25 protein-coding genes and 1 tRNA gene are annotated in these 26,115 nt (G+C 54.7%); 21 read left to right on the top strand and 5 right to left on the bottom strand.

Features of this window, described 5'->3' with window-relative positions:
- Positions 1-41 precede the first annotated feature (41 nt).
- The 9 genes from radA to rnr all read left to right on the top strand — a co-directional run bounded on the left by radA (position 42) and on the right by rnr (position 10,091).
- Positions 42-1,409 (top strand): DNA repair protein RadA, encoded by a 1,368-nt coding sequence (radA, locus tag ABJ205_RS01365; RefSeq protein WP_348159609.1) that lies wholly within the window; start codon positions 42-44, stop codon positions 1,407-1,409.
- 13 nt (positions 1,410-1,422) lie between these two features.
- Positions 1,423-1,950: a CvpA family protein gene (locus ABJ205_RS01360; RefSeq protein WP_348159607.1), complete on the top strand. Its 528-nt coding sequence runs from the start codon at positions 1,423-1,425 to the stop codon at positions 1,948-1,950.
- Between the two features lie 12 nt (positions 1,951-1,962).
- Complete coding sequence (locus ABJ205_RS01355; protein ID WP_348159605.1) at positions 1,963-2,415, top strand: iron-sulfur cluster assembly scaffold protein; 453 nt, start codon at positions 1,963-1,965, stop codon at positions 2,413-2,415.
- Positions 2,416-2,466: 51 nt separating this feature from the next.
- Positions 2,467-4,125 (top strand): MFS transporter, encoded by a 1,659-nt coding sequence (locus tag ABJ205_RS01350; protein WP_348509974.1) that lies wholly within the window; start codon positions 2,467-2,469, stop codon positions 4,123-4,125.
- Positions 4,112-5,146, top strand: coding sequence for an alanine racemase (alr, locus tag ABJ205_RS01345; RefSeq protein WP_348157111.1), 1,035 nt, complete (start codon positions 4,112-4,114; stop codon positions 5,144-5,146). The genes ABJ205_RS01350 and alr overlap by 14 nt, the downstream gene beginning before the upstream one ends.
- 102 nt (positions 5,147-5,248) lie before the next feature.
- Positions 5,249-5,836, top strand: a complete 588-nt coding sequence (phaR, locus tag ABJ205_RS01340; RefSeq protein WP_348157108.1) for a polyhydroxyalkanoate synthesis repressor PhaR — start codon at positions 5,249-5,251, stop codon at positions 5,834-5,836.
- 52 nt (positions 5,837-5,888) lie between these two features.
- On the top strand, positions 5,889-7,433 hold the full coding sequence (gene proS / locus ABJ205_RS01335) for a proline--tRNA ligase (RefSeq protein ID WP_348157105.1): 1,545 nt from the start codon (positions 5,889-5,891) through the stop codon (positions 7,431-7,433).
- Positions 7,434-7,449: 16 nt separating this feature from the next.
- Entirely contained in the window at positions 7,450-7,782 is a 333-nt protein-coding gene (locus ABJ205_RS01330) for a hypothetical protein (RefSeq protein ID WP_348157103.1), read from the top strand.
- A complete protein-coding gene (gene rnr / locus ABJ205_RS01325) occupies positions 7,782-10,091 on the top strand; it encodes a ribonuclease R (RefSeq protein WP_348157100.1) in 2,310 nt (769 codons plus the stop codon). The genes ABJ205_RS01330 and rnr overlap by 1 nt, the downstream gene beginning before the upstream one ends.
- A gap of 31 nt (positions 10,092-10,122) precedes the next feature.
- On the opposite strand, the gene ABJ205_RS01320 is transcribed toward rnr, so the two are convergent.
- Complete coding sequence (locus ABJ205_RS01320; RefSeq protein ID WP_348157097.1) at positions 10,123-10,575, bottom strand: universal stress protein; 453 nt, start codon at positions 10,573-10,575, stop codon at positions 10,123-10,125.
- Positions 10,576-10,747: 172 nt separating this feature from the next.
- On the opposite strand from ABJ205_RS01320, the gene ABJ205_RS01315 reads away from it, so the two are divergent.
- The 3 genes from ABJ205_RS01315 to lpdA all read left to right on the top strand — a co-directional run bounded on the left by ABJ205_RS01315 (position 10,748) and on the right by lpdA (position 14,138).
- Positions 10,748-12,163, top strand: coding sequence for a 2-oxo acid dehydrogenase subunit E2 (locus ABJ205_RS01315; RefSeq protein ID WP_348157094.1), 1,416 nt, complete (start codon positions 10,748-10,750; stop codon positions 12,161-12,163).
- A gap of 65 nt (positions 12,164-12,228) precedes the next feature.
- Positions 12,229-12,570, top strand: coding sequence for a hypothetical protein (locus tag ABJ205_RS01310; protein ID WP_348157091.1), 342 nt, complete (start codon positions 12,229-12,231; stop codon positions 12,568-12,570).
- A 158-nt stretch (positions 12,571-12,728) separates the two neighbouring features.
- Complete coding sequence (lpdA, locus tag ABJ205_RS01305; RefSeq protein ID WP_348157088.1) at positions 12,729-14,138, top strand: dihydrolipoyl dehydrogenase; 1,410 nt, start codon at positions 12,729-12,731, stop codon at positions 14,136-14,138.
- A 13-nt stretch (positions 14,139-14,151) separates the two neighbouring features.
- Here the strand turns inward: lpdA and ABJ205_RS01300 are convergent.
- Positions 14,152-14,241 (bottom strand) — tRNA-Ser (locus tag ABJ205_RS01300).
- Positions 14,242-14,531: 290 nt separating this feature from the next.
- On the opposite strand from ABJ205_RS01300, the gene ABJ205_RS01295 reads away from it, so the two are divergent.
- From ABJ205_RS01295 to mazG, 9 genes are all read left to right on the top strand, one after another.
- On the top strand, positions 14,532-15,593 hold the full coding sequence (locus ABJ205_RS01295; protein WP_348157085.1) for a lytic murein transglycosylase: 1,062 nt from the start codon (positions 14,532-14,534) through the stop codon (positions 15,591-15,593).
- A 38-nt stretch (positions 15,594-15,631) separates the two neighbouring features.
- The gene (locus ABJ205_RS01290) at positions 15,632-16,831 is read left to right on the top strand and encodes a D-alanyl-D-alanine carboxypeptidase family protein (protein WP_348157082.1); all 1,200 of its coding nucleotides are present in this window, start codon (positions 15,632-15,634) and stop codon (positions 16,829-16,831) included.
- A complete protein-coding gene (tmk, locus tag ABJ205_RS01285) occupies positions 16,828-17,484 on the top strand; it encodes a dTMP kinase (protein WP_348157080.1) in 657 nt (218 codons plus the stop codon). Before ABJ205_RS01290 ends, tmk begins: the two co-directional genes overlap by 4 nt.
- Positions 17,481-18,446, top strand: coding sequence for a DNA polymerase III subunit delta' (locus tag ABJ205_RS01280; protein WP_348157077.1), 966 nt, complete (start codon positions 17,481-17,483; stop codon positions 18,444-18,446). Before tmk ends, ABJ205_RS01280 begins: the two co-directional genes overlap by 4 nt.
- The gene (gene metG, locus ABJ205_RS01275) at positions 18,433-20,013 is read left to right on the top strand and encodes a methionine--tRNA ligase (RefSeq protein ID WP_348157074.1); all 1,581 of its coding nucleotides are present in this window, start codon (positions 18,433-18,435) and stop codon (positions 20,011-20,013) included. The genes ABJ205_RS01280 and metG overlap by 14 nt, the downstream gene beginning before the upstream one ends.
- Positions 20,013-20,789 (top strand): TatD family hydrolase, encoded by a 777-nt coding sequence (locus tag ABJ205_RS01270; protein WP_348157072.1) that lies wholly within the window; start codon positions 20,013-20,015, stop codon positions 20,787-20,789. The genes metG and ABJ205_RS01270 overlap by 1 nt, the downstream gene beginning before the upstream one ends.
- Positions 20,786-21,568, top strand: coding sequence for an MBL fold metallo-hydrolase (locus ABJ205_RS01265; RefSeq protein ID WP_348157071.1), 783 nt, complete (start codon positions 20,786-20,788; stop codon positions 21,566-21,568). The genes ABJ205_RS01270 and ABJ205_RS01265 overlap by 4 nt, the downstream gene beginning before the upstream one ends.
- Entirely contained in the window at positions 21,565-21,747 is a 183-nt protein-coding gene (locus ABJ205_RS01260; protein WP_348157068.1) for a hypothetical protein, read from the top strand. Before ABJ205_RS01265 ends, ABJ205_RS01260 begins: the two co-directional genes overlap by 4 nt.
- Before the next feature lie 76 nt (positions 21,748-21,823).
- On the top strand, positions 21,824-22,606 hold the full coding sequence (gene mazG, locus ABJ205_RS01255; RefSeq protein WP_348157065.1) for a nucleoside triphosphate pyrophosphohydrolase: 783 nt from the start codon (positions 21,824-21,826) through the stop codon (positions 22,604-22,606).
- Between the two features lie 8 nt (positions 22,607-22,614).
- On the opposite strand, the gene hflX is transcribed toward mazG, so the two are convergent.
- The 3 genes from hflX to ABJ205_RS01240 form a co-directional block, all read right to left on the bottom strand.
- Positions 22,615-23,913 (bottom strand): GTPase HflX, encoded by a 1,299-nt coding sequence (hflX, locus tag ABJ205_RS01250; RefSeq protein WP_348157063.1) that lies wholly within the window; start codon positions 23,911-23,913, stop codon positions 22,615-22,617.
- Positions 23,914-23,930: 17 nt separating this feature from the next.
- Complete coding sequence (gene hfq / locus ABJ205_RS01245) at positions 23,931-24,524, bottom strand: RNA chaperone Hfq (RefSeq protein WP_348157060.1); 594 nt, start codon at positions 24,522-24,524, stop codon at positions 23,931-23,933.
- Positions 24,525-24,691: 167 nt separating this feature from the next.
- Complete coding sequence (locus ABJ205_RS01240; RefSeq protein ID WP_348157058.1) at positions 24,692-26,077, bottom strand: sigma-54 dependent transcriptional regulator; 1,386 nt, start codon at positions 26,075-26,077, stop codon at positions 24,692-24,694.
- Positions 26,078-26,115: the final 38 nt, after the last annotated feature.

Raw genomic sequence — 26,115 nt, 5'->3', positions numbered from 1 at the left:
GCGCAATTGCGTTCTGCAAATGTTCTGATTAAAGAATGGCCATGGCGAAGGCAAAAAAGAGATATGTGTGTTCGAACTGCGGCGCGGTTAGCCCGCGTTGGCAAGGACAGTGCGGCGATTGCGGGGAATGGAACACGCTCACCGAAGATGCGCCTGCGACTGTTTTCTCGCAAAAACATGACCTGTCCAGTGGGGGCAGGGGCATTGAATTTATTCCTCTTAATCGCCCTGCAGAGATGCCTGTGCGCAAATCTACGGGCCTTGCGGAATTTGACCGTGCGCTTGGCGGCGGGATTGTTCCCGGTTCGGCCATCCTTATGGGCGGCGATCCGGGAATCGGTAAATCAACGCTCCTTCTTCAAACCGCGGCAACAATTGCGCGCGGGGGCAATGACGTTGTCTATGTGAGCGGTGAGGAAGCGGCAGGCCAAGTTCGTCTTCGGGCCCAACGTTTAGGGGTAGTCGATGCCCCTATCAGGCTTGCCTCAGAAACCTCTGTTCGCGACATTCTGACAACCTTGGGGCAGGGCGACCCGCCTGCACTTTTGATCATTGATTCGATTCAAACCATGCACTCCGACACTATCGAAGGCGCGCCCGGAACGGTCAGTCAGGTGCGCGGATGTGCGTTGGAATTGATCCGTTATGCCAAGGCGACTGGGACGGCATTGGTCCTTGTGGGGCATGTGACCAAAGACGGAAATATCGCAGGGCCGCGTGTTTTGGAACATATGGTTGATGTGGTGATGAGTTTTGAGGGCGAGCGGAGCCATCAATACCGCATCCTTCGCTCGCTAAAAAACCGTTTTGGAGCGGTGGATGAGATCGGCGTTTTCGCAATGGTAAGCGAGGGTTTGGAAGAGGTGTCGAACCCCTCCATGCTCTTTCTATCTGGCCGCGATCATCCTTTGGCTGGGAGTGCGGTGTTCCCCGCACTGGAAGGAACACGGCCAGTGTTGGTTGAGATTCAGGCGCTTATCGTGCGGTTGCAATCAGGCGCGACACCCAGACGCGCGGTGGTTGGCTGGGATGGTGGACGATTGGCTATGCTGCTGGCGGTGCTGGAATCGCGATGCGGCCTTAGTTTTTCGAGCGCTGAGGTTTATCTCAACATCGCAGGGGGGTATCGTTTGGCTGATCCGGCGGCGGATTTGGCGGTTGCCGCCGCACTGGTTTCTGCCCTTGCTGATAAACCTCTGCCACAAAAATCCACTTGGTTTGGCGAGGTTTCGCTAGCTGGGGAGATTCGCCCTGTGGCCCACGCTGATCTTAGGTTGCGCGAAGCGGCGAAGCTGGGCTTTGCAAAAGGGTACGGTCCGTCCGATGCAAAGACCGGCTCGTCGAAGCTTGATTACAAAGGGCTAATACAACTTTCCAACCTCGTTGACCATGTGATGACGAACGCTTAATTCACAACGCGTTATGACGATTTTTGATATCATCGTGCTTATTATCGTTGCTGTTGCGGCGGTAGGCGGGTTCTTGAGGGGCCTCGTGCAGGAAGTGCTAAGCTTGGCCGCGTGGATATTGGCCGCGTTTTCGGTCTATTATCTCCACGGCGATTTCACGGTGTTTCTCCGCGGTTTTTATGATGTTGATCCCGGCGCTGGCATTTTGGCGTTCGCCATTCTCCTGCTCATTCCCTATGCGGCGATGAAATTGATCGCAGGCAATGTAGGCGAAGCATCCCGCGGCTCAATCCTTGGTCCCATCGACCGTGTTCTGGGCTTTGGGTTTGGCTCCATCAAAGGCGCGCTCATTGTCGTTTTCGCGTTTTCCGTCCTTGTGCTCGGCTTTGACACGGTGTGGGGATATAAGGGGCGGCCTGATTGGATTGCTCAAGCTCGTACTTATCCAGCAGCGGACGCTTTTTCACGGGAACTGGTCAAGATGATCGCTGAGCGCCGCGATAAGATCAACGCGGACAGAGAAAACGAGGCCAATGAATAGGCGGAGCGTGTAGTGGCTAATCGCTCCGCAAACGCGCTTTACACACCAACTCTTCTCGCGCTGGCAACGCAGCTGGCCGACTTTCCATTGGATAAGGAATTTGGCTTCCGTGCCGAAGTGCGTTCTCGAACTTGTGGGAGCACAATCGAGATCGGTGTTGACCTTGATGCCGATAGATGTGTCACGCGCCTAGGGATGCAAGTCAGCGCCTGCGCAATTGGTCAAAGCTCAGCCGCGATTATGGTGGCAGGCGCAAAAGGGCGTAGCGCACAAGAAATCGTTGAGGTGCACAAGGCGATCGAAACTTGGCTTGACGCAGTGGGCCCTGACGATGAGCCATTGCCCCATTGGCCCGGATTTGACGCTCTCACCCCCGCTTGGGAGCATAAGGGACGGCACAGCGCGCTGTTATTGGCGTGGACGGCCATCACACAAGCGCTTTCCTCAGAGGCGAGCACAGGTTAAGCCTGCTGATGAGGGCCATAAGACCATCAAGGTTTAAGCGAACGGGGAAATATGTCATCACCATCAGCAACAAGTGATGCCGCTGCACTTGCAGCGCGCGAGCCGACAAAAAAAGAAATCCGCCTTGTCGTTGGGGCGTCAAGCGCAGGCACCATTTTCGAATGGTATGATTTCTTCATCTACGGAACACTCGCCTACATTTTGAAGGATGCGTTCTACAATGTGGATGATCCAACGCTGGGCTTACTGCTTGTTTGGTCGACCTTTGCGGTCGGTTTCGCATTCCGGCCAATTGGCGCGGTGCTCTTTGGGTTTTTAGGGGACAAGCTCGGGCGAAAATACACCTTCTTGGTCACTGTAACTTTGATGGGAATAGCGACGGCCGGTGTAGGTTTTATTCCTACGGTTGATACGATCGGGGTCGCGGCCCCAATGATCGTTATCTTCTTAAGGGTGCTGCAAGGCCTTGCGCTAGGCGGAGAATACGGCGGCGCGGCAATCTATGTCGCGGAACACTCTCCTCCTGAGCAGCGCGGCTATTACACCAGCTTCATTCAAGCGAGTGTTGCGGGCGGCTTTGTCCTGTCGATTATCGTCGTACTGGCGTGCCGTTTCCTCATCCCAGAAGCAGAATTTCACGCATGGGGATGGCGCGTGCCGTTCCTTCTTTCAATCTTCCTTTTGGGTATTTCGCTTTGGATGCGGCTGAAGCTTTCAGAAAGCCCTGTGTTCCAAGCGATGAAAGAAGCGGGCGAAACCGCCGGTAATCCCTTCATCGAAAGCTTCACATATCCGGGCAATAAGAAGCGCATCTTTGTCGCTCTGTTCGGTGTCTCGGGCATTTTGACAACAATCTGGTACACCGCATTCTTCTCAGGAATGAGCTTCCTTCGCGGGCCAATGCATGTGGATGCCTTTGTCGTAGAGCTGATCTTGTTAGTCGCCGGCTCAATCGCACTGACTTTCTACATCTTGGTGGGCAAATGGTCAGACAAGGTGGGCCGTAAAAAGCCCATTATGATTGGTGCGGTCGCGACGCTGCTTTTGCTATTTCCAACCTTCTGGGGCCTTGGCAGTCTCGCCAATCCCGGGCTCGCGGAAGCGTCTGAGCGTACGCCTATCGTGGTGTCGGGGCCTGAGTGTGCGACCGATCCGTTTGCGGAATTGTTCGACCGTGAACAGACCGATTGCGGCAAAATCCTCGGAACCCTGACAGCATCGGGCGTAACTTATACTCTCACCCCCGGTGATGAATTGGCAGTGACCGCCGCAGGTGAACCGATTGCTATTGATGCGGCTTGGTTTGAAAGCGGAACTTCCCTGACAATGGGCGTGCAAGGCGCCTTGAGTGAGTTTGGTTTCGACTTTTCCAAGCAGCAGCCTGAGTTTGCCAATATCGTTGGGATCGTCGGTGCATTGCTTGTCTTGGCGATGCTGTCTGCGCTCACTTACGGTTCGGTAGCTGCGCTTTTGTCAGAGATGTTTCCGCCCAGAATCCGCTATTCCTCGATGTCGATCCCGTATCATATCGGCGCCGGTTATCTCGGCGGGTTCTTGCCGTTGATCGCAGGAGTGATCGTGGCCAGCACTGGCGATATCTACGCGGGGCTTTGGTACACGTGGGGCGTCGTTGCCTTCGGCGTATTGGTGGCATGGTGGGGCCTTCCAAGCGGCCCGCCAAAAGACTTCGAAGACGATGTTGTCACCTGAACGAAGCTTAAGGCTGCGCGTCGATCAAGAAGCCTTGGCGCACAATTGGCGCGGCCTTGATACTCTTTCTGGCATGGCGACTGCTGGCGCCGCGGTGAAGGCCAATTGTTATGGTCTTGGCGTGGATACATGCGTGCCAACATTGCGGGATGCTGGGTGTGAGAGTTTCTTTGTCGCCCACTGGAGCGAGGTCGTTGCGCTTGCAGCGCATGTGGCACCCCGCAATATTGCTGTGCTGCACGGTCCCATGCATGATGATGATGTTGCCTATGCCAAAGCAAGCGGCGCGGTGCCTGTCATCAACTCGCTGGCGCAAGCGCGGCGTTGGAATGGGGCTGCGGGCGGGGCTTGCCATCTGATGATTGATACAGGGATCAACAGGCTTGGGGTTGCGCCGAGTGAGCTTAGCGATCCCGCAGTGCAAGCACTCAATATCGATATCGTGATGAGCCATCTGTCGAGCGCAGATGAAGAAACGGCAACAAACGCCAAACAACTTCAATCCTTCCGTGAATGCTTGCGTTTGATCAATTTCAAGCGGGCCAGCCTTTGCAACAGTGCAGGGATCGCCTTGGGCCGCGATTATGCATTCGATCTGACGCGCCCTGGCATCGCGTTATACGGCGGTGTGCCCCGGCACGAACTGCGCGGCACAATTCGACAGGTGGCCCATGTCGAGGTCGCAGTTATTCAAACACGCATGCTCAATAAAGGCGATACGGTTGGCTATAACGCGCAATTTGTAGCGCCATGGCCAATGCCAGTTGGCACGGTTTCACTTGGATATGCGGATGGTTTTTTGCGTTCGCGCGGGGCTGGCAACGCTCTTTTGCATGAAGGCATGATGCTGCCCATTCTGGGGAAAGTGTCGATGGACATGATCGTTGTTGATCTTTCGGCGGCCCCCGGCATCATTGAAGGTGACTGGCTTCAGGTGCCTTTTGATTTGCCAAATGCTGCGCAGCAAAGTTCTCTTTCGCAATATGAATTGCTGACTGTGTTGGGCTCGCGCTGGGGTTAAGTCTGCCGCGAAAAGGCGGGCTTATTCACAGATGGTACGCGCTTGTTGCACCGCACATTGTGCAGGTGCTAAGACCGCAGCATAACTATCTCGGGAAACGTTATGGCTCGCAAGAACGCTGATGCAGCAATGAATGTCTCAGAAGACACCATTGTCATCAAGAAATACGCCAATCGGCGCCTCTACAATACGGCTTCATCAAGCTACATCACGCTTGAAGATCTGGCCTCTATGGTCCGCGAAAATGTCGAATTTGCCGTTTTCGATGCAAAATCGGGTGAAGACATCACGCATTCGATCCTAACGCAGATCATCATGGATGAAGAAGCCAATGGCGAGCAGATGTTGCCCGTCAGTTTCCTTCGCCAATTGATCTCTATGTATGGCAATTCGATGCAGAGCATGATGCCATCTTATCTTGAGGCAACCGTCACCAATTTTCGTGAAAAACAGAGCGAAATTCGTGAGGCCTTTGAAAAGGGCATGGCCAATAATCCACTGAGCGCTATTCATGAAACCAACATGGCCATGATGCGCGCTGCGGCACAGACTTTCATTCCAGGAGTGGGCGGAAAACCCGCGACCAAGAAAGCGCAAACCGATCAGCAAGATGGGTCAAACGCTGAGATCGCTGCTTTGCGAGAGCAAATGGCCGCGATGCAAAAGAAGCTAGACGAATTAGGTAAATAGCGGCAATCGCCGCGGAGCAAATTACCCGCTCGAAAATAACAGGAAATTCGACGTGTCCAACATTCGCCACGCGCTCAATGTGAAGCGCGAAGACGATTTCGCCAAATGGTACCAAGAGGTGATCAGCGCAGCCGATCTTGCTGAAGAATCCGGGGTGCGCGGCTGCATGGTGATAAAGCCGTGGGGTTATGGCATTTGGGAGCGTGTCCAACGCCTCATGGATGACCGGATCAAGGCAGCCGGAATTGCGAATGCGTATTTCCCGCTGTTCATTCCGCTCGCCAATTTTGAGCGCGAAGCAGACCATGTCGACGGTTTTGCCAAGGAAATGGCCGTTGTGACGCACCACCGCTTGATTGGTGATGGTAAGGGCGGATTGATCCCTGATCCCGAAGCCAAGCTGGAAGAGCCCCTTGTAGTGCGGCCGACGTCAGAAACCATCATTGGTGATGCAATGGCGCGCTGGGTTCAATCGTGGCGCGACCTTCCTTTAATGCTCAACCAATGGGCGAACGTCGTGCGCTGGGAAATGCGCACTCGGATGTTCCTGCGCACCAGTGAATTTCTTTGGCAGGAAGGCCACACGGCGCATGCCACGCGTGAGGAAGCGCTGGAAGAAACACACCGCGCTCTCGAAATGTACCGAGCCTGCGTCGAGGAAGACCTCGCCATGCCCGTGATCGCGGGTGAGAAGCCCGAGAATGAGCGTTTTCCGGGAGCGGATGAAACATGGTCTATCGAGGCCATGATGCAGGACGGAAAAGCGCTCCAAGCGGGCACCTCACATTATCTGGGCACCAGTTTCGCGAGCGCTGCAGGGATTCATTATCAAGATAAAGAGGGCCAGCAGCAGCTTTGCCACACTACCAGCTGGGGGACTTCCACCCGGATGATTGGCGGCGTTGTGATGACGCATGGCGATGATGACGGCCTGCGCGTACCTCCACGCATTGCGCCGCATCAGATCATCATTCTGCCTATGCTGCGCGATAAGCCAGAAGATGAAGCTGTGCTCGAATATTGCGAGGAAGTTCGCAAATCGCTGGCGGGCATAACCGCACTGGGTGAACCCGTGCGCGTATTGTTGGACAAGACACCCGGCAAGGCTGCAAGCAAACGCTGGTCATGGGTCAAAAAAGGGGCGCCTGTTATCGTCGAAGTGGGCCCACGCGATATGGAGAACGGCAAGGTTGCCGTGCTGCGCCGCGATGCGTTGTGGAATGCGGATACGGGCAAGCCTGTGATGGCCTTCATACCGCGTGATGAGTTTGCAAGCGGTGCAGCCGCGCTCCTTGAAGAGATTCAGGCAGGGCTTTTTGACGAAGCGGCGGCACACCGGGATGCCAAAATCACACGCGGCATGACCGATTGGCACGATGTCGTGAACTCATTCCGCAAAGGCGGGAAATATCCGGGATGGGTAGAGGTGCAATGGGCAAAACCAAGCGGCGATGAACTCGAAGCTGTGGTTGAAAAGCTGAAGGCTGAGAAACTTACATTCCGCAATGTCCCGCGCGATGCTGATGACGCCGATGGGGTATGCATTTTTTCAGGCAAGCCAGCAGTGGAACGGATTTTGGTGGCACGCGCGTATTAATTTATGGGGTTTTGTTATGGGTGATGCGATTAAACATGGGTTTGCCAACCTCTTGAATATTCAAGGGAAGGACGACCGCCCCACATTTTGGTGGTGGGTCCTTTTTGTTATTCTTGTTTCCTTTGGCATTAGCACCTTTGCCAGCTTTGGATTTGTCGCTTCGTCTGTTGGGGACGCGATGACTCTTGCATCAAATGGTGTCGATGAAAGCCAGGTAGAAATCGCCATGATGCAATCCATGGCAGACGGACTTAATACGCAAACTTGGATAAGCACCGGCGTGTCATTTGTGGGGCTTGGATATTTGGTGGTTATCGTTGGTGGGCTGTTGCCTAGCAAAACTGGCTGATGGCAGGCCGTTCACCCAAGCTTCCCCAAGGGATGCCTTCGAAGCGCCAAGTTCTTGAGTTCATTCAAGCGAGTGATGTTCCCGCGGGCAAGCGCGAAATTGCACGCGCGTTTGGGCTCAAAGGACAGGAGAAAATATCGCTTAAGCGCCTTCTTAAAGACATGGCAGAAGAAGGGCTGATCGACGGTAAGAAGACCGCATACCATCGTATGGGCGGAGTGCCCAAAGTCACGGTCCTTCGTGTGATCGAGATTGAGGATGGCGAAGCGATTGCGATCCCCGACAATTGGTCGCCTGATGCGCCAAGTGAACCTCCACGCATTACGCTAAAAGAAATGAAACCACCCAGAGGCCGGGGCAGTGGGAAGCAAATGCCCGCACTTAAGCCCGGTGACCGTGTGCTTAGCCGAACAGAGGAAAGCGATTCAGGTTGGACCGCTTTTCCCATGAAGAAACTACCTGCGCGCACCGAAGGTCTGATGGGTGTGGTCGAACTGGACGGCACGGGCACACCTTGGCTTGCGCCGGTCGATAAACGGGTGCGCAATTCGGCCAAGATTGTGGATTTGGGCGGCGCCGAAGAAGGCCAGTTGGTAATCGCTGAAAAGGCAGGCCGATCGGATCGCGCCGGTGTCAAAGTGGTAGAGGTCGTAGGCGATCCGCTTGCGCCCAAAAGCTTTAGCCTTATCGCTATCGCTAAACACGGTATTCCCCACGTTTTTCCCGATGGCGTTCACGAAAGTGCAGAGCGGGCCGCTACCTTGGCTCTTTCGGATAAAGCCCGTGAAGACTTGCGTCATGTCCCCATCGTCGCAATCGATCCAGCAGACGCACGCGATCACGATGATGCCATTTGGGCAGAGCCCGATGGTATGGGCGGGTATAACGCTCTCATCGCGATTGCGGATGTCAGCTTTTATGTACGCCCTGGCTCTGCGCTCGACAAAGAGGCGCGAAAGCGCGGCAATTCGGTTTACTTTCCTGACCGCGTGGTGCCGATGCTGCCGGAAGTGCTTTCTGCGGACGTATGCTCTTTACGAGAGGGCGAAGACCGCGCCGCGATGGTCTGTCATGTCCATATCGATGCCTCAGGTCAGGTGAAAACTCAGCGGTTCACACGGGCAATTGTGCGCATCCACCACAATATCGCGTACGAAGATGCGCAGACCCAAGTGGATACCGGCACCCCGCCGGAATATCTCGCCAATCTTTGGGACGCTTGGAAGCTCCTAGCTGCGGCCCGTAAAAAGCGTGATCCACTAGAACTTGAGATACCCGAACGCCGCGTCATGTTGAATGATGAAGGGCAAATTGCGGAGATCGCTGTTCGAGAACGGCTGGATGCACACCGGGTGGTCGAAGACTTTATGATCGCTGCCAATGTGGCCGCGGCCAAAGCGCTTGAAGCGAAGAATGCGCCTGTCGTTTATCGCAATCATGAAGTTCCCGCGCGCGAGAAAATGATCGCCCTTCGGGACTATATGGCGACGCTGGATAAGAAGCTCTCGTTAGGCCAAGTTATTACGCCGTCTTTGTTCAATCGCTTGCTTGCTGACATTACGGATGAAAGTGAGAAGGCGCAATTGATGGAAGCGGTGCTGCGCAGCCAGACACAGGCCTATTACGGCCCTGCGAACACCGGACACTTTGGGCTTGCGCTTGGTTCCTATGCGCATTTCACTTCGCCCATTCGTCGGTATTCCGACCTTTTGGTGCACCGGGCCTTGGTCGACGCGTACAAGTTGGAACAACCCAAACCTCCCGGTTCTTTGCCAGATAGCAGCGGCCTTTCTGACAAGGACCGTGCGAATATCAAAGAGATCTGCGACACCATCAGCCAATCGGAACGCCGCGCAATGGCAGCCGAGCGCGATACGGTCGACCGCTACGTCGCAGCATGGCTATCAAGCCGAGTTGGCGAGCAGTTCGATACACGCATCACCGGAGTTCAGAACTTTGGCTTCTTCGCAACTATTGAAGGTCTTGGCGGCGATGGTTTGGTCCCTGTTTCAACCTTAGGCAGCGAGCATTTCCGCTATGAAGAAGCCGGGCAAGCTCTGATCGGCGAAGACAGCGGAACCACTTACAAGTCTGGGGACAGACTGAAACTTCAATTGGCCGAGGCCAACGCGCTCACTGGCGCGCTAAAGTTCGCAACGCTCGACGCCGATGGTAATGTGATCGAGCCGCGAGGGAAAAGGCCAGCGCCGCGTTACAAACGTCCCGGCAATGGCCCTAAGAAGGGCAAATACATCAATGGCAAGCGCGGGAGGCCCGGCAACATCCGGAACCAAGGCCGCCGCAAATAGCGGGCACAGTCGCTTGTTTGAGTTCGATGCCTTAGGCTTCGTGGTCGCTTCGCTTTTCATCATACTGCGCAGGTACAACGTATAGAGGACAGGGCAGGGTCCCTGCATGCGCGGCGAAGTGGGTGACCAATGGTCCCGGTGCGCTGCCTTTAGCTGCGCCAAGGACGAGTGCTGCGACCTCTTTGTGATTGTCCAGAAACTCGGTCACAATCTTTGGGCCATTGCCAATCTTGACCGAAATAGTGGGCATCACCCCGCTTTCCGCGAGCAAATTGCCGGCAACACCGTGCGCCAACATTTCTGCTCTGTCGCGGGCTTCCTGTTCGATTGTCGCCTGAACCCCGCCAAAGGCGCTTACGCTTTGCTGTGCGACAAAGGCGAGTAAATGCACAGCACCGCCCACCTGAACCGCTCTACGCGCTGCATACCGCAATGCTGCGCGTGCTTCGTCGCTTTCATCAATGATGACCAGAAATGTGCGCATCAATGCCCCTTAGGCCCGCCCGATAATGACGTGATATCCAGCCAAACGCCCGGTTTTGCAAGGCATGGCGGATAAGAAACGGTGAAGTCGTATGCAAACACTTGCCCCCGATGGGACCAAGCCGTAACGGAAAGAAAGACGGTCAAACAAAAGATAGGGATCATCAAAGCCGATGGCGATTGAACTGAAAATGCCTGCTCTCTCTCCGACAATGGAAGAGGGGACGCTCGCCCGCTGGCTTGTGAAAGTAGGCGATGAGATCACTTCGGGTGATATCATGGCTGAGATTGAGACCGATAAGGCTACGATGGAATTCGAAGCAGTGGACGAAGGTGTTCTTGCCGCGATTTTGATCGAAGAAGGCGCTGAGAATGTGGCGGTGGGAACGGTTATCGCCATGCTTGCCGAAGAAGGCGAGGATATCGGCGATGTAAGCGTGCCCTCTGCCACGACGCCCGCTCCCACCACATCCACAGCGGCCACTCCAGCGCCAGCGCCAGAAACGGCGTCAGAATCTGCACCAACTTCCAATTCCGGTGGTACGCCAAAATCAAGCCCGCTTGCCCGCCGCATTGCCGAGCATGAAGGTGTGGACCTTAATTCGGTCACAGGTTCGGGTCCGAAAGGGCGGATCATCAAGGCCGATGTCGAGGCCGCAGTAGGCGGCGGCTCTGTGGTTGCTACTGCGGGCGCAGGCGACCGCGTGATCGCTTCACCGCTGGCGAAAAAGCTTGCAGGTCACAAAGGGATTGATCTTGGAACGGTTACAGGAACGGGCCCAGGCGGCCGCATCGTAAAGGCCGATATCGACAATTACGTGCCTGCTGCTGCCGGTGTTGAAGCGCCGAAACAGGAACAGGGCGGGGCGACGAAGGTGGCCTCTGCAAATGATCTTGACGCGCCATATGAAGAGCAAAAGCTCAACAATGTGCGCAAGGTTATCGCGCGCCGTTTGACCGAAGCGAAGCAAACCGTCCCGCATATCTACCTCACCGTGGATATTCGTCTCGACCCGCTTCTCGCCATGCGCAAGCAATTGAACGAAGCGCTTGAAGCGGACGGCGTGAAGCTGTCGGTCAACGATCTTATCATCAAAGCGCTCGCCCGCGCTCTTACCCGCGAACCGCAATGCAACGTGTCTTTCCAAGGCGATGTGATGCACCAATACTCACGCGCCGATATTTCGGTTGCGGTTGCGGCGCCATCGGGCCTTATCACTCCGATCATCCGTGATGCTGGGCGCAAGAGTCTGTCCGAAATCTCTGCGGAGATGAAAGAACTTGCGGGCAAAGCGCGCGAAGGCAAATTGAAACCCCACGAATACCAAGGCGGCACCGCCTCGCTTTCCAACCTTGGTATGTTCGGGACCAAGCAATTCGATGCCGTTATCAACCCGCCGCAAGGTATGATCTTGGCCGTGGGTGCAGGCGAGCAACGCCCACATGTGATTGACGGCGAGTTGACCGTTGCCACCGTGATGAGCGCCACGGGCAGTTTTGATCACCGCGCGATTGACGGCGTGGACGGGGCGAAATTAATGGATCAGCTTCGGACTTTGATTGAGAACCCAATGGGGCTGGTTGTTTGAGCCTAACAGTGCTCATCAAAGCAGCACTAGTTGCAATCTGTGCGGCTTTGATAGCCGGTGTTCCCATGTCAGTCTTACTCACTCTCGATGTGGATTCTGGGTTCAAACTGGAGGCAGCAAGTAAGCTAATCGGCTTTGCTCTTATGGGGAGTGTTCTCGTTGGTCTGCCAATAGCACTTTTAACCTATTTCCTTGCTGCGCAACGGTTAAGTGAGAGCATTTCCATTGTCTTGCTTGCTGCGAATTTGGCGGGAGCAATGATGGTCTTGGCATGTGTGGCCTTGGGTGGAGCCTTCGCTGCCCTGTTTCTTGGACTACCCAGTGTCCTTGCCGCTAACGCCTATGCAGTTCTCGGATGGTTCTGGATTTTAAAGCCGATGGCAGCGGCGAGAGAAAGTGTTGTTTAAAGGCTGTCCTACAGCCGTGAGATCATGCGAGGGCAGGGGCGATGATATTGCTCCAAATCCCCTCAAAAAGAAGTGAGATTGGCACACTTTTTGGGCAAGAGAATTTTCTTCCCTTGGACTGTGTGTCAAGTGTGTCAAAAACAGAAGGTAATTAAGCAATGTCAGACGCTTACGACGTTATCGTATTGGGATCGGGACCGGGCGGTTATGTTGCGGCTATCACAGCTTCGCAACTGGGCCTTAAAACCGCGATTGTTGAGCGTGAATTGCTCGGCGGTATCTGTCTCAACTGGGGCTGTATCCCGACCAAAGCGATGCTGCGTTCAGCGGAAGTCTTTCATCAGATGCAGCACGCGTCGGACTATGGACTTGTGGCCAAAGAGATCGAGGCTGATCTTGCCGCGATTGTGAAACGCAGTCGGGGCGTTGCCAAGCAGCTTAATCAGGGCGTCACGCATCTGATGAAGAAGAACAAAATCACCGTCCATATGGGCGAGGGTACACTGACCGGCCCAACCTCGTTGACGGTGACTGGCGATAAGGGCGAAGAAAGCCTTAGTGCCAAGCACATCATCGTGGCGACTGGGGCAAGGGCGCGTGATTTGCCGTTTGCGCCTGCCGATGGAAAGCGGGTTTGGACATACCGTCACGCAATGACCCCGCCGGAGAAACCGACCAAGCTCTTGGTCATTGGTTCAGGCGCAATTGGGATCGAATTTGCGAGTTTCTACAACGATATCGGCGTCGATGTAACTGTTGTGGAGATGCTCGACAGGGTGGTGCCGGTTGAAGATGCGGATGTGTCAACCTTTCTGGAGAAGAGCCTGAAAAAGCAAGGCATCTCCATCATGACCGGTGCAGGTGTTGAAGATCTCAAAGTCAGCGACAAAGCTGTGACTGCGACGATCAAGGATAAGGCTGGCAAGGTAGAAACCACTGAGTTTAGCCATGTTATCACCGCGATTGGCATCGTGCCGAATACGGAAGGCATCGGGCTCGACGCGCTTGCCGAGATGGACCGCGGGTTCATTCAAATTGACGACTTTGGGCGCACCAAATCTGCCGGGCTTTGGGCCATTGGCGATTGCACGCCGGGGCCGTGGCTCGCCCACAAAGCCAGCCACGAAGGCGTCACCGCAGCCGAAGCGATTGCGAAAGAGCTTGGAAATAAAGAGGTTCACCCTCACACTCTGGATCGCTCCAACATTCCGGGCTGTACCTATTGCCATCCGCAAGTGGCCAGTGTCGGCATGACGGAGGCGGCCGCCAAAGAGGCGGGCTACGAATTGAAGGTCGGCAACTTCCCCTTCATCGGCAACGGGAAAGCCATCGCGCTTGGCGAAGCCGAGGGCTTTATCAAGACCGTATTCGATGCGAAAACTGGCGAGCTTCTCGGTGCGCATATGGTGGGCACCGAAGTCACCGAGCTTATCCAAGGCTATACCGTGGGCAAAACTCTGGAGACAACCGAAGCGGAGCTGATGCAAACCGTCTTTGCACACCCGACCCTATCAGAGATGATGCACGAAAGCGTTCTCGATGCCTATGGGAAGGCGCTTCATATTTAGATGGTGGAGTAAGTGGCGGACAGTCAGGGATTCGAACCCTGGAAGGGCTTGCACCCTTGCTGGTTTTCAAGACCAGTGCATTCGACCACTCTGCCAACTGTCCGCTTGGGGCAGCGAGCTAGCGATGTAGTTTGATTCTGTCACCCCACTTTTTGAAAATTTGGAGATAAATCCCTCACTAACGGCAAACACAGCTCTCAAACAGATCGGCACATCGATCAGATATTGATAAATGAGAGGGTGCCACTTGTGCGGCGCATTGGTGTTGAACAAGATGGAATTGCGGTGAGGACTATGCGTTTATCGTCAAACATGCGATCACCACGGATTACGAAAACACCCAACTTTGACGCGCTCATTCTCAGTTCAACTTGGATTTAAGAAACAGCACAAATGAACTTTAGCAAATCTGCATCGCTCGGCCTCCTTTCAGCCGCAACATTGGCTTTAGTGGCCTTCACACAGGTCGCCCCAACTGAACCCGCGAACGCGCAAGTTGCGGCGCGCGATGGGATCGCATTTGATGCCTATTTGGAGTTGATTAAGGCCCGAGCACGCGCACAAGGTGTTTCCGAAGCCACACTGCAACGCATGACGTCGGGCCTGACGCCCAACCCGCGCGTTATTCGTTTGGATCAAGGTCAACCCGGCCGGCCAACGCGCCGCGGCTATCCTGCCATGGCGCCCTATATCGCGACCCACGTCAATGCGACACGGATCAATAGCGGTCGCCGCGAATTCCAGAACAATCGCAGCATGTTACGCGCAGTGGAGCAGCAATACGGTGTGCCCGGCCAAATTGTCATTGCCATCTTTGGTCATGAGACAAGCTATGGCCGTATTCGCGGGGATTTCGACCTATCACGAAGCCTTGCAACCCTTGCATGGGAAGGCCGCCGCAGGGAGCTTTTCGAAGGCGAATGGATCGCGTTGATGAAAGTTGCTGACAAGGGGTTTTCACGTCAACAACTGGTTGGGAGTTATGCCGGCGCTTTTGGCAATCCGCAGTTCCTGCCGTCGGTATATTTACGTCTTGCCACCGATGGCGATGGCGATGGGCGCGCCAACATTTTCAACAACCGCGCAGATACTTTTGCCTCGATTGCAAACTATTTTCGTGATGCAGGGTGGCGGACAGGACAGCCATGGGGCGTGCGGGCATCTGTGCCCACCGGCTTTGATGTGGATGCGTATAAAAACAAGCTCGTTTCGCCGGTGTGTTCGCGCGTTCACGAACGCCATAGCCAATGGAAAACGGTCGCAGAATGGCGTGCGCTTGGGGTTCAGCCTCAGCGTCCTTTGCCAGACGATACGCTGACTTCCCTGTTCCAGCCCGATGGTCCGGGGAAACCCGCCTATCTTCTAACGGGCAATTACCGTGTGATCCTCGAATACAATTGCTCAAACTATTACGCGATGAGCGTTGGGCTTTTGGCTGATGAAATCGTGAACTAAGGGAGCGGGCACTCTCGCTTCCGGGCTAGACAGGGCGTATGATCAAACGCGTGACAGGTCTTGCGAATCCTCAACGCATCGTTTTGCGACTTCTTGGCGTTTTGACCATGATGGAGCTGGGCCTTGCGCCGTCTAGCAGCGCTTTGGCACAAACCCCTGCAACGATCGCGTCGCCAGAGGATGTGCCCATTGCGCTTCTGGTGGATGTTACGAGCGATCAAGTGCTATTTTCGCGCGAGGCAGACCGCCGTTTCGTCCCTGCATCCATCACCAAAGTCATGACGTTGTTCCATGCATTTGAGCTGATCGAAGAGGGCAATCTGGACCCGCGTCAACGGTTTCAGATGAATGAAGAGACATGGTCCCTGTGGCACCGCAAGGGTTCAACCATGTTTATCGGCGCAGACGACCAAGTGCTGGTGGATGATCTTTTGATGGGGATTGCCAATATCTCTGCCAACGATGGTTCGATGGCGCTTGCGGAAGGTCAAGCCGCGAGCGTTGATGCATGGCTGGACGGCATGAACGAACGGGCAAGAGCCCTTGGAATGACCAATAGCCACTTCGGGACCCCTAACGGTTGGCCTGACGAAGGCAGAACTTTCACCAATGCCTCTGATCTGGTCAAACTGGCCAAAGCCTTGATTAGCCGTCACCCGCAGAAATACGCGCGCTATGTCGGGCAGGAGGGCTTTCGGTACAACAACATTGCGCAAAGCAACCGGGACCCAATGATTGGGCGCGTTGAAGGCGCCGATGGTATCAAAACGGGATACACCAATGAATCTGGCCTCGGTTACCTCGGCTCTGCCAAACGCGGGCGGCAAAGGTTGGTTCTAGTTGTTGCAGGGACAAACCGTCAGGATGTCCGAGCTGCCGCGGCAAGCGGATTGATCGAATGGGGCTTTAGTGCATTCGACCGTGTCCAAGTCGCGCGGAAAGACGAAGTGTTTGGATCAGCGCGCGTGCAAAATGGGGACCGCACCAGTGTCAATTTGGCTACCGTGAGGCCAGTCTTCGTCAACCTTCCCAGCGGAAGCGAAACAGATGTCAAACTTTCTATTGCCTATGATGGCCCGCTCCATGCGCCGATTGTCGCGGGGTCTGAGGTGGCCACATTGGTCGTCCAAGTACCGGGAGCTCAGCCCGCAAATATTCCACTTGTGGCGCAGGACGATGTCGCGGAGGCTGGGTTTGTGATGCGCATCTGGAATGGCATTGCGGGGTGGTTTTCATGAACGGCATTACCGCGACCGGCAAATTCATCGCGCTCGAAGGCGGCGAGGGGACCGGAAAGTCGACACAGGGCCGGATGCTCGCCGAAACTTTGCGTTCAACATACGGCCTAGATGTTACGGTCACGCGCGAACCCGGCGGGACGCCAGGTGCAGAAGCCATTCGCGCACTGCTCCTTGATCCCCCAGGCGAGGGCTGGAATCCTCAGGCTGAGGCGTTGTTGTTTGCCGCTGCCCGGGCCGATCACGTTGACCGCCTGATCCGGCCGCGCGTTGCAGAAGGCGCTTGGGTAATCAGCGACCGCTTCGTCGATTCAAGCCGGGCCTACCAAGGCGGCGCAGGGGGCCTTGGCGATGACGCCATCACCGCGCTCCACAAATTTGGAAGTCACGGCATGCGACCTGATTGCACCATCTTGCTCGAAGTTGATGATGCAGTGCGCCGGGAGCGTTTGGCAGCGCGCGACGGCGACAACAGTGATGCCATCGGGGGGAGAAGTGCCGAATATCATGATGCGGTGGCGCAAAGTTTCCGTGAATTAGCGAAAAGCGACCCTGCAGGTTTCAAGTTCGTAGATGGCACTGGCTCTCCGGACGAAGTTCATCGACAATTGATATTGGCGCTTTCTGTTCTTCTAGAGGAGCTGCCTCGATGACCAATTGGCCCAATCACGATGAGGCATGGCGCGAATGGCGAAGCGCGATGGCCGGTGCGCGGATGCATCATGGTTGGATACTTGCCGGCAAAAAAGGGCTGGGCAAGAACGACTTTGCCTCTGCCGCAGCACGTGAGTTGGTCGTAGAGGAGGGTATCCCGCAACCGAGCGGTGATCATCCCGACATTATGTCCGTGACATATGGTCCCAAGGACAAAAAGGCGCAGTCAGCCCAAGAGGCAGGTAAGCCATTTGAACTCGCGCGCAGCATTCGTATCGGCCAGATCCGCGACATGCAGCGTCGTTTGAATGTACGGCCAACTTTGGGCTCTCGGCGGGTGGTTATCATCAACCCTGCCGACGATATGGAACGAGCCACCTCAAATGCGCTCCTGAAGAGCTTAGAAGAGCCTCCTGTTGGCACATTCTTTGTGTTGGTTACGCACCGCCCTGCGCGCCTTTTGCCCACCATTCGGTCTCGCTGCCGTGTTCTTCGTTTCCCGGTCCTAGACGAAGGGCAGATGCAAAGGATGCTGAATGACGCAGGGGTTCACGGCAACCGGCAGGCTGCCATTGGAGCGGCAGAAGGGTCGTTTGGCGCAGCGCTTGAATTTGCCGAGCAAGAGCTGGAACCGGTTGCTGACCATATATCACGACTCTTAAAGGAACCCGACGCGGATATGACAGGCCGCGGCGAACTTTCGCGGCTTATTGGCCCACGTGCCGATCGAGAGCGTCTGGCGGCAATCTTTGAGCTGGCACAATCAATCGTTGCAAAGCGGGCACGGACCTCTGAGAGTTCGGCTGAACGTGCTGCATTGGTCGAAACCCACGCCCAGTTGGTAACACTCGCAGGGCAAATGCCGAGCTATAATTTTGACACTGGATTGCTAACACTTGAAATCGGTACCTTGCTCTGCCGCGCCCATGTCTCTAGCGAGCAAGCCCATGCCAGAAGCTGACAACACACCTTACTATATCACCACAGCTATCAATTACCCGAACGGGCGTCCGCATATCGGGCACGCTTATGAGGGGATTGCTGCGGATGTCATCGCGCGTTTCCAACGCCTTCAGGGGCGCGATGTGCGGTTTCAAACCGGCACGGATGAACATGGCCTCAAAATGGCTCGTAAAGCCGAGGAACAAGGCCGCACAGCGCGTGAGCTGGCCGATGAAATGTCCGGCTATTTCAGAGAGATGGATGATGCTCTCAACATAAGCTTCGACCGATTTATTCGAACGGTTGAACCCGACCACCACCGCGCAAGTCAAGCCATTTGGAAGCGGATGGAGGAAGCAGGCGACCTTTATCTGGACCGCTATGAGGGTTGGTATTCGGTCCGCGACGAAGCCTATTACGACGAAACCGAGCTTAAAGAAGGCGAGGGCGGTGAAAAGCTCTCCCCGCAAGATACGCCAGTCGAATGGACAGTAGAGGAAAGCTGGTTCTTCCGGCTCTCGAAATATCAAGGACCAATTCTTGAGCTACTGAAAACACCGGGTTTTCTTGAACCTGCAAGCCGCCGCAATGAGATGATCGCCTTCGTCGAAGGCGGGCTTCGCGATCTATCCGTAAGCCGAACCAGTTTTGACTGGGGGGTGAAGGTTCCGGGTTCTGACAACCACGTCATGTATGTCTGGGTCGATGCGCTCACCAACTATTTGACCGGTCTTGGTTTTCCCGAAGAGACCGAGAATATGGCGAAGTTTTGGCCCGCAAGCCTGCACCTAATCGGTAAGGATATTGTCCGCTTTCACACGATTTATTGGCCTGCCTTTTTGATGAGCGCCAAATTGCCTGTGCCAAAGAAGGTGTTTGGGCATGGTTTCTTGCTTGCCCGTGGCGGTGAGAAGATGAGCAAGAGCCTGGGCAATGTCATCGATCCGCTTGAATTGGCTGAGACTTTTGGCGTCGATACCCTGCGTTACTTCCTCATGCGCGAAGTCGCCTTCGGGAAAGATGGCACCTACTCACCCGAGGCAATTGTCGAGCGTTCGAATGGCGAGCTTGGCAATGCATTTGGTAATCTCGCTCAGCGCACGCTTGGCTTTATGGCCAAGAACCTCGGCGGAAATCTCCCGGCTATTCACGGTCATACTGATGCGGATAACGCTCTGTTCCAGACGGTGGACACAGCCATTGCCAAGGATATCCCCCAGGCCTTTGAAGAGCTGGCCCTACAACAGGCAGTCGAGCTTTGGTTGCAGGCTGTCTTTGCGTGCAATGCCTACATCGATGCAGAAGCCCCTTGGGCACTGCGCAAAACCGATCCAGAGCGCATGGAAACTGTCCTTGCAACGCTCTACATCTGCATTGCGCAATTGGCAGTCGCGATCCAACCCGTCATTCCCGAAAGCGCCGGTAAACTTCTGGATATGCTTGGGGTTTCTGATGCTCTCCGCACCTATCAGGGCATCCGCTCGCACTGGTATTCGCCTCTGGCCGAAGGCGGTTTCCAGATAGAAAAGCCGAGCCCTCTATTCCCGCGTCTCGAACTCCCAGAGGAAGACGAGGAGGGCGCTTAATGCTCATCGATAGCCATTGTCACCTTGAGTATAAGGGGCTTGTCGAGGACCAAGCAGAGGTTCTGACCCGTGCACGCGGCGCGGGGGTAGGGGCATTTCTCAATATCTCGACCAAAAAGTCAGAGTGGGCGCAAGTTGTCGCAACGGCGCACCGGGAGCCGGACGTTTTTGCGAGCGTTGGCATTCACCCTCATGCGGCCGATGATCACAAAGATCTCGAGCGTGCAGCGTTGTTGAAAGCGACAACAGATCCGCGGGTGATCGCAATTGGTGAGACCGGGCTCGACTATTTTTACGAGTTTTCTGACCGGAAGGTGCAAGCCGACCTCTTCCGAATGCATATTGATGTTGCACGAGAAACGCAGCTGCCAGTCGTCATTCACACCCGTGATGCCGAGGATGATACGCATGAAATTCTGGCTGAAGAGATGGAGAAGGGCGCATTTCCCGCTTTGATCCACTGCTTCACTGCGTCGGCGGAATTTGGGCGTAAGGTGCTCGATCTTGGGCTGACTATTTCGCTTTCTGGCATTGTGACTTTCAAGAATGCCAAAGACTTACAGGCTGTAGCTCAAAAAGTTCCTGACGATCGGCTTCTCGTCGAAACAGACAGCCCGTTTCTTGCTCCAGTCCCACATCGCGGCAAATCATGCGAGCCTGCGTTTGTGGCAGACACAGCCCGCTTTGTTGCCGAATTGCGCGGTGTTCAGCCGCAAGAACTGGCTGAGCAAACGACGCGCAACTTCACCAAGCTTTTTGCAAAGGCTGGCTTGTGAAAGTCATCATGCTCGGCTCGGGCACATCCACCGGCGTTCCGCGCGTTGGCGGCGAGGATGGTACAGGCGATTGGGGCGCATGTGATCCAAGCGAACCGCGCAATCGGCGATCGAGGGTTTCCATCGCAATCGAAAGCGATAGCGGATCACGGATATTGATCGACACAAGTTCAGACTGCCGTGCGCAGCTTCTTTCAAATAAAATCAACCATTTAGATGCAGTATTTTGGACGCATGATCATGCCGATCATTGCCACGGAATTGATGATCTTCGCGTCCTTCGATACGGGCGCGGTGGACCAATTCCAGGCTATGCGCATACGGAAACTGTCCGGCGACTTCGGCAGCGATTTGGCTATGTTTTTGCAGGCCAAGAAGGTTATCCGACCATGTGCACGATCGACACGTTAGATCGGTTGCGAATGGTTGCAGGGTTTGGCGTCGAATGGTGCCAAATGGAGCATGGGCCGGGCGAAACCACAGGATACCGATTTGATGCAGATGGCAAGTCGATTGCCTATACCACTGATTTTTCGTGTATTTCCGATGATATGGTGGATTTGTGCGGTGATGTAGATGTTCTGGTGAGCGACTGCCTGAGACGCGAACCGCATCCTACTCATGCTCATTTGGCGATGGCAATTGAGTTGGCAGAGCGGTCTTCAGCGAAGAAGCTTGTGCTTAGCCATCTCGACAAGAGCATGGATTATCAGACATTGTGCGACGAAGTGCCGGACTTTGTGACGGTCGGCTATGACGGATTGGAGATGACAGCATGAACGAAGGGATGATTATCTCGATTGTGGCAATGCTCGGTTGGTTGATCCTTGCCGGCAGCGCGCTTGCAAGCTTCAAGCTTGGTTGGAACAAGATGGCCCAGTTGGCGCTTGTATGGCTTGCGATTTTTGCTGGATTGTTTGTGATCGCGGAATTGCTTGGGGCGAGGTTGCCTAGCTAACCCTTAAGGTTACTTTGTTTTGATTTAACATAATATATATTATCAACCTGATATACAAGCCTAGGAGCAGTCCCGCGTGACCCAACCCCTTGAGACTCCTCAGATCGATCGTCTGCTCAAGATTATGGCCCGTTTGCGCGATCCCAAGGATGGCTGCGAATGGGATACCGCGCAAAACTTCAAAACAATCGCACCATATACAATCGAAGAAGCCTATGAAGTGGCAGATGCAATCGAACGCAATGATATGAGCGATCTCAAATCAGAACTCGGCGATTTGCTCCTCCAGGTCGTGTTTCACTCCCAAATGGCAAATGAAGCCAATGAATTCAGTTTTGAAGACGTCGCACGGACCATCAGTGAGAAGATGGAGAGCCGCCATCCTCACATCTTTGGCTCCGAAGGCGACACAATGACGAATGCGCGCTGGGAAGATATAAAAGCAAGTGAACGCGCTTCAGCGGGAAATTCCAGCGCTCTTGACGGTGTAGCGAACACTCTTCCTGCACTAATGCGCTCAGATAAATTGCAAAAACGCGCCGCTCGTGTTGGCTTTGAATGGCATGATATCAAAGGGCCGCTCGCTAAACTTGAGGAAGAACTTGAGGAATTGGAAGCCGCGAATGGTGATGACAAGCTGATGGAGGCAGGCGACGTCCTGTTTGTCGCCGTCAATATTGTTCGTAGATATGGCATCGAGCCGGAGGCCGCATTGAGAGCTTCAAACCATAAGTTTGAAACACGCTTTCATGCTATGGAAAGTTTAGCCAGCGCCGATGGATTGGAATTCGCCGAACTATCGCTCGATCAACAAGAATCCTATTGGCAGAAGGTAAAGGCCAAGGAAAAAAGTGCCTGAATTCAGTGTCAAAGCGTTGTGTATTGACCCATTTCCTTTGGGTTCAAGCGGACGATCATTCGGCGCAACGGGCCCTTCTCCCCCTCCCCAGCATCTTCATCGGCAATCACTTCACCATGAGCGTGAAGCCAGGCAATTCGTCGCCCGTCTGCAACGGGAAGGGTTACGGTGACCTCACTCGCTTTTTCGGTCAGGATTTCCGCAATACGCGATTCAAACTGTTCTAAGCCGCCGCCACTTAGGGCCGAAACAACCACGGCATCTTGTCCTACGGCTGCTTCCAGGAGTTCCGCTGCGCGATCATCATCTAGGAGATCGGCCTTATTCCAAATCTCCAAGATCGGAATGTCGCTATGACCGGTCTCGGCATCGACCACGCCAAGTTCTGCCAATATCTCCACAACCTGTTTCTTTTGCGCCGCGTGCGCCGGATTTGCCATATCGCGTACGTGACAGATAATGTCCGCCCCCGTCACCTCTTCGAGAGTGGCGCGAAAAGCGGCGACGAGCTGGGTTGGAAGATCTGAGATAAAGCCAACGGTGTCGGACAGGATTGCCTTTTCAACTCCGGGCAGGCTGACCGCTCGCATGGTGGGATCAAGCGTTGCGAAAAGCAGGTCTTCTGCCATCACATCTGCGCCGGTCAAATAATTGAAAAGTGTGGATTTTCCTGCATTGGTATAACCTACGAGTGCGATCACTGGCCAAGGTGCCCTTCCCCGCCTTGCGCGGTGAAGTTGGCGGGTCTTGCGCACCTGTTCAAGTTCACGGCGCAACCGGCCCATACGTTGCCGTATCATCCGTCGGTCGGCTTCGATTTGGGTTTCCCCTGGGCCGCCTAGAAATCCGAAACCACCGCGTTGTCTTTCAAGGTGTGTCCATGACCGAACGAGGCGGCTTTGCTGGTAATCAAGGTGTGCAAGTTCAACTTGTAGCCTACCTTCGGCAGTCGCTGCACGCTCCCCAAAGATTTCCAGAATTAGTCCGGTACGGTCAATGACTTTGCGTTTGAGCCTGTCCTCGAGGTTACGCTGTTGAATGGGTGATAGAGCGCCGTCGACAATGACCAATTCACACTCATGCTGTTCGCACAAGGTCGCAATATTGGTCACCTGACCGGAACCAAACAAAGTGTTTGGCTGCATCTGGCGCACAGGCAAGATGGTGCTGTGCGCGATGATTACACCGATCGCCAGCGCTAGCCCTTCAGCCTCAGCCAGACGATCCTTAGCATCAAGATCGTAGGATAAGGTTCTGATATCTGGGTACAAGACAAGGCACCGCGCACCGCGCGTTACCTCATCCATCAAGGTTTCGTCAAAACTCAGTAGTCGTCCTCATAGCCGTCGTCTTCGTCAGCATCGCTCTCCGCATAATCGGGATCATCGGACAGATCGACGGGGCTTGCCGGCTGAATGGTTGAGACAGCATGTTTGTAAGCCAGTTGAACAGCGCCATCACGCTCTAACAACATACAGAACAGGTCAAACGAGGCAATGCGGCCTTGTAGCATGACCCCGTTAACAAGGAACATCGTCACTTCTACGCCAGATTCGCTGACGCGGCTGAGGAACACATCCTGAAGCAGACGCTGTTTTCCAGAACCGCTGCGATTGCTGAATTGCTCTGCATCGACGCTCGCGCCCGGCATAATGGTGGAGATCGCATGCTTATACACAAGCTGCGATTGACCATCACGGCGCAGAAGAATTGAGAAATTGTCAAACCAAGTGACAATGCCCTGAAGTTTGACGCCTTTCACAAGGAACATTGTGACAGGTGTCTTGTTCTTGCGCAGAAGGTTCAGGAACGCGTCCTGCAAATTGCCTTGTTGTTTCCCGCCGCCGCCTGATTGCTTCGCTGGCGCTTCGGCGGTTACTGAACGGGGGCGTGGAGAGAGAGTTCGCCCACTGGACATAATATGCTCCTATTATTGGCAGCCGTCTTTACGGTCCGCATTTTCATCACCCCCTCATTATTTTCAGGAGCAATTCGCCTCTATAATGGGGCTTGCATATCAAAGCCGCAATGGCTGATTTGCTAAACAATTATATGGTGCGGCCTCGTTGATTCAACTGTTCGTGTTTACTTGCGTTCAACATCCCGCCGGTCGGCCATGCCTAAAATCTTGAGTTTGCGGTGTAATGCAGACCGTTCCATTCCTATGAAGGTGGCCGTTTTTGAAATGTTTCCCGAAAACCGCCGGATCTGAATTGTTAAATATTCCCGCTCAAAACTCTCACGTGCTTCGCGCAATGGCACACCCATCATTGCGGTTAAACCCTCGCCCGAGTTCACCATTCTGCCGCCCGTCACTTCAGCGGGTAGCATATCGGTTTCAACACTCGTCAACCGTTCACGCGGTGTCATGATAATCGTGCGTTCCACAACATTGCGCAATTGACGAACATTTCCGGGCCAGTCGTATGCCTGAAGCGCCGCCATTGCTTCTTCGCTGATAACGGGCGGCGGAATTCCTTGATCACTGGAATAGCGAGTAAAGAAGTGATCCGCGAGCGCAGGAATATCGTCGCGCCGCTCAGCAAGAGACGGGATCGCGACGGGAACTACATTGAGCCGGTAAAAAAGGTCTTCACGAAAACGCTTTTCTTCCATTTCGAGCGTCAGATCGCGTGACGTCGAGGATACCACTCGAACGTCAACGCCGATTTGGCGGCTCCCTCCAACGCGCAGGAAGCTTTGTTCCGTCAGAACCCTTAATATCCGCGCTTGAGTAGAAAGCGGCATGTCCGCGACTTCGTCGAGGTATAAAGTGCCACCGTCGGCCAGCTCGAGGAGTCCGGGTTTAACCTGTCTTCCATCAGCCTCCTCGCCGAAAAGCTCTTGTTCAAAACGCTCTGGGGTGATCCGCGCTGAATTCACCAAAACAAACGCCGCATCGGCCCGATTGCTCCATGCATGAAGCATACGGGCGGCGACTTCTTTACCAGCGCCTGCTGGCCCCGTGATCATCACGCGGCTGCCTGTGTTGGCGACCCGTTTCAGGGTGGCGCGAACCGTATTGATAGCGGGGGAATTGCCAGTGAAGTCAGGATCACTCCAATTGGATTCTCGCAGCTGCGTATTTTCGCGCCGCAACCGCTCTGTCTCGGTCGCGCGCTCTACAAGGAGGATAAGACGTTCGGCTTCGAACGGCTTTTCAATAAAGTCCATCGCGCCGCGCTGCACCGCAGAAACCGCAGTGTCTATGTTCCCATGCCCAGAGAAAACGATGACCGGCAAATCTGGCTCTCGCGCCTTAATTGCATCTAGCGTTTCCAGCCCGTCCATCTCGCTGCCATGGAGCCATACATCGAGCAGCACCAAGCTCGGACGTCGTTCATCGACCGCGGCAAGCGCGCTTGTGGACTCAGCGGCAGTGCGACATTCGTAGCCTTCGTCTCCGAGAACGCCGGCGACAAGCTCGCGAATATCGCGTTCATCATCAACAATCAGGATATCAAGCGCCATGCGCATCTCCATAAGAAGAGGTGTAATTTGGAATGAGG

It is taken from the genome of Erythrobacter sp., from assembly GCF_039988855.1.
Taxonomy (GTDB): Bacteria; Pseudomonadota; Alphaproteobacteria; order Sphingomonadales; family Sphingomonadaceae; genus Erythrobacter.
Note: the sequence above shows the minus strand (reverse complement) of the source record. Positions and strands in the feature narration are given on the sequence as shown.

Coding starts and splice junctions, on each gene's coding strand:
- radA (WP_348159609.1), top strand. CDS start 42: ATGGCGAAGGCAAAAAAGAGATATGTGTGTTCGAACTGCGGCGCGGTT.
- ABJ205_RS01360 (WP_348159607.1), top strand. CDS start 1,423: ATGACGATTTTTGATATCATCGTGCTTATTATCGTTGCTGTTGCGGCG.
- ABJ205_RS01350 (WP_348509974.1), top strand. CDS start 2,467: ATGTCATCACCATCAGCAACAAGTGATGCCGCTGCACTTGCAGCGCGC.
- alr (WP_348157111.1), top strand. CDS start 4,112: ATGTTGTCACCTGAACGAAGCTTAAGGCTGCGCGTCGATCAAGAAGCC.
- phaR (WP_348157108.1), top strand. CDS start 5,249: ATGGCTCGCAAGAACGCTGATGCAGCAATGAATGTCTCAGAAGACACC.
- ABJ205_RS01330 (WP_348157103.1), top strand. CDS start 7,450: ATGGGTGATGCGATTAAACATGGGTTTGCCAACCTCTTGAATATTCAA.
- rnr (WP_348157100.1), top strand. CDS start 7,782: ATGGCAGGCCGTTCACCCAAGCTTCCCCAAGGGATGCCTTCGAAGCGC.
- ABJ205_RS01320 (WP_348157097.1), bottom strand. CDS start 10,575: ATGCGCACATTTCTGGTCATCATTGATGAAAGCGACGAAGCACGCGCA.
- ABJ205_RS01315 (WP_348157094.1), top strand. CDS start 10,748: ATGGCGATTGAACTGAAAATGCCTGCTCTCTCTCCGACAATGGAAGAG.
- ABJ205_RS01310 (WP_348157091.1), top strand. CDS start 12,229: ATGTCAGTCTTACTCACTCTCGATGTGGATTCTGGGTTCAAACTGGAG.
- lpdA (WP_348157088.1), top strand. CDS start 12,729: ATGTCAGACGCTTACGACGTTATCGTATTGGGATCGGGACCGGGCGGT.
- ABJ205_RS01295 (WP_348157085.1), top strand. CDS start 14,532: ATGAACTTTAGCAAATCTGCATCGCTCGGCCTCCTTTCAGCCGCAACA.
- ABJ205_RS01290 (WP_348157082.1), top strand. CDS start 15,632: ATGATCAAACGCGTGACAGGTCTTGCGAATCCTCAACGCATCGTTTTG.
- tmk (WP_348157080.1), top strand. CDS start 16,828: ATGAACGGCATTACCGCGACCGGCAAATTCATCGCGCTCGAAGGCGGC.
- ABJ205_RS01280 (WP_348157077.1), top strand. CDS start 17,481: ATGACCAATTGGCCCAATCACGATGAGGCATGGCGCGAATGGCGAAGC.
- metG (WP_348157074.1), top strand. CDS start 18,433: ATGCCAGAAGCTGACAACACACCTTACTATATCACCACAGCTATCAAT.
- ABJ205_RS01270 (WP_348157072.1), top strand. CDS start 20,013: ATGCTCATCGATAGCCATTGTCACCTTGAGTATAAGGGGCTTGTCGAG.
- ABJ205_RS01260 (WP_348157068.1), top strand. CDS start 21,565: ATGAACGAAGGGATGATTATCTCGATTGTGGCAATGCTCGGTTGGTTG.
- hflX (WP_348157063.1), bottom strand. CDS start 23,913: ATGGATGAGGTAACGCGCGGTGCGCGGTGCCTTGTCTTGTACCCAGAT.
- hfq (WP_348157060.1), bottom strand. CDS start 24,524: ATGTCCAGTGGGCGAACTCTCTCTCCACGCCCCCGTTCAGTAACCGCC.
- ABJ205_RS01240 (WP_348157058.1), bottom strand. CDS start 26,077: ATGGCGCTTGATATCCTGATTGTTGATGATGAACGCGATATTCGCGAG.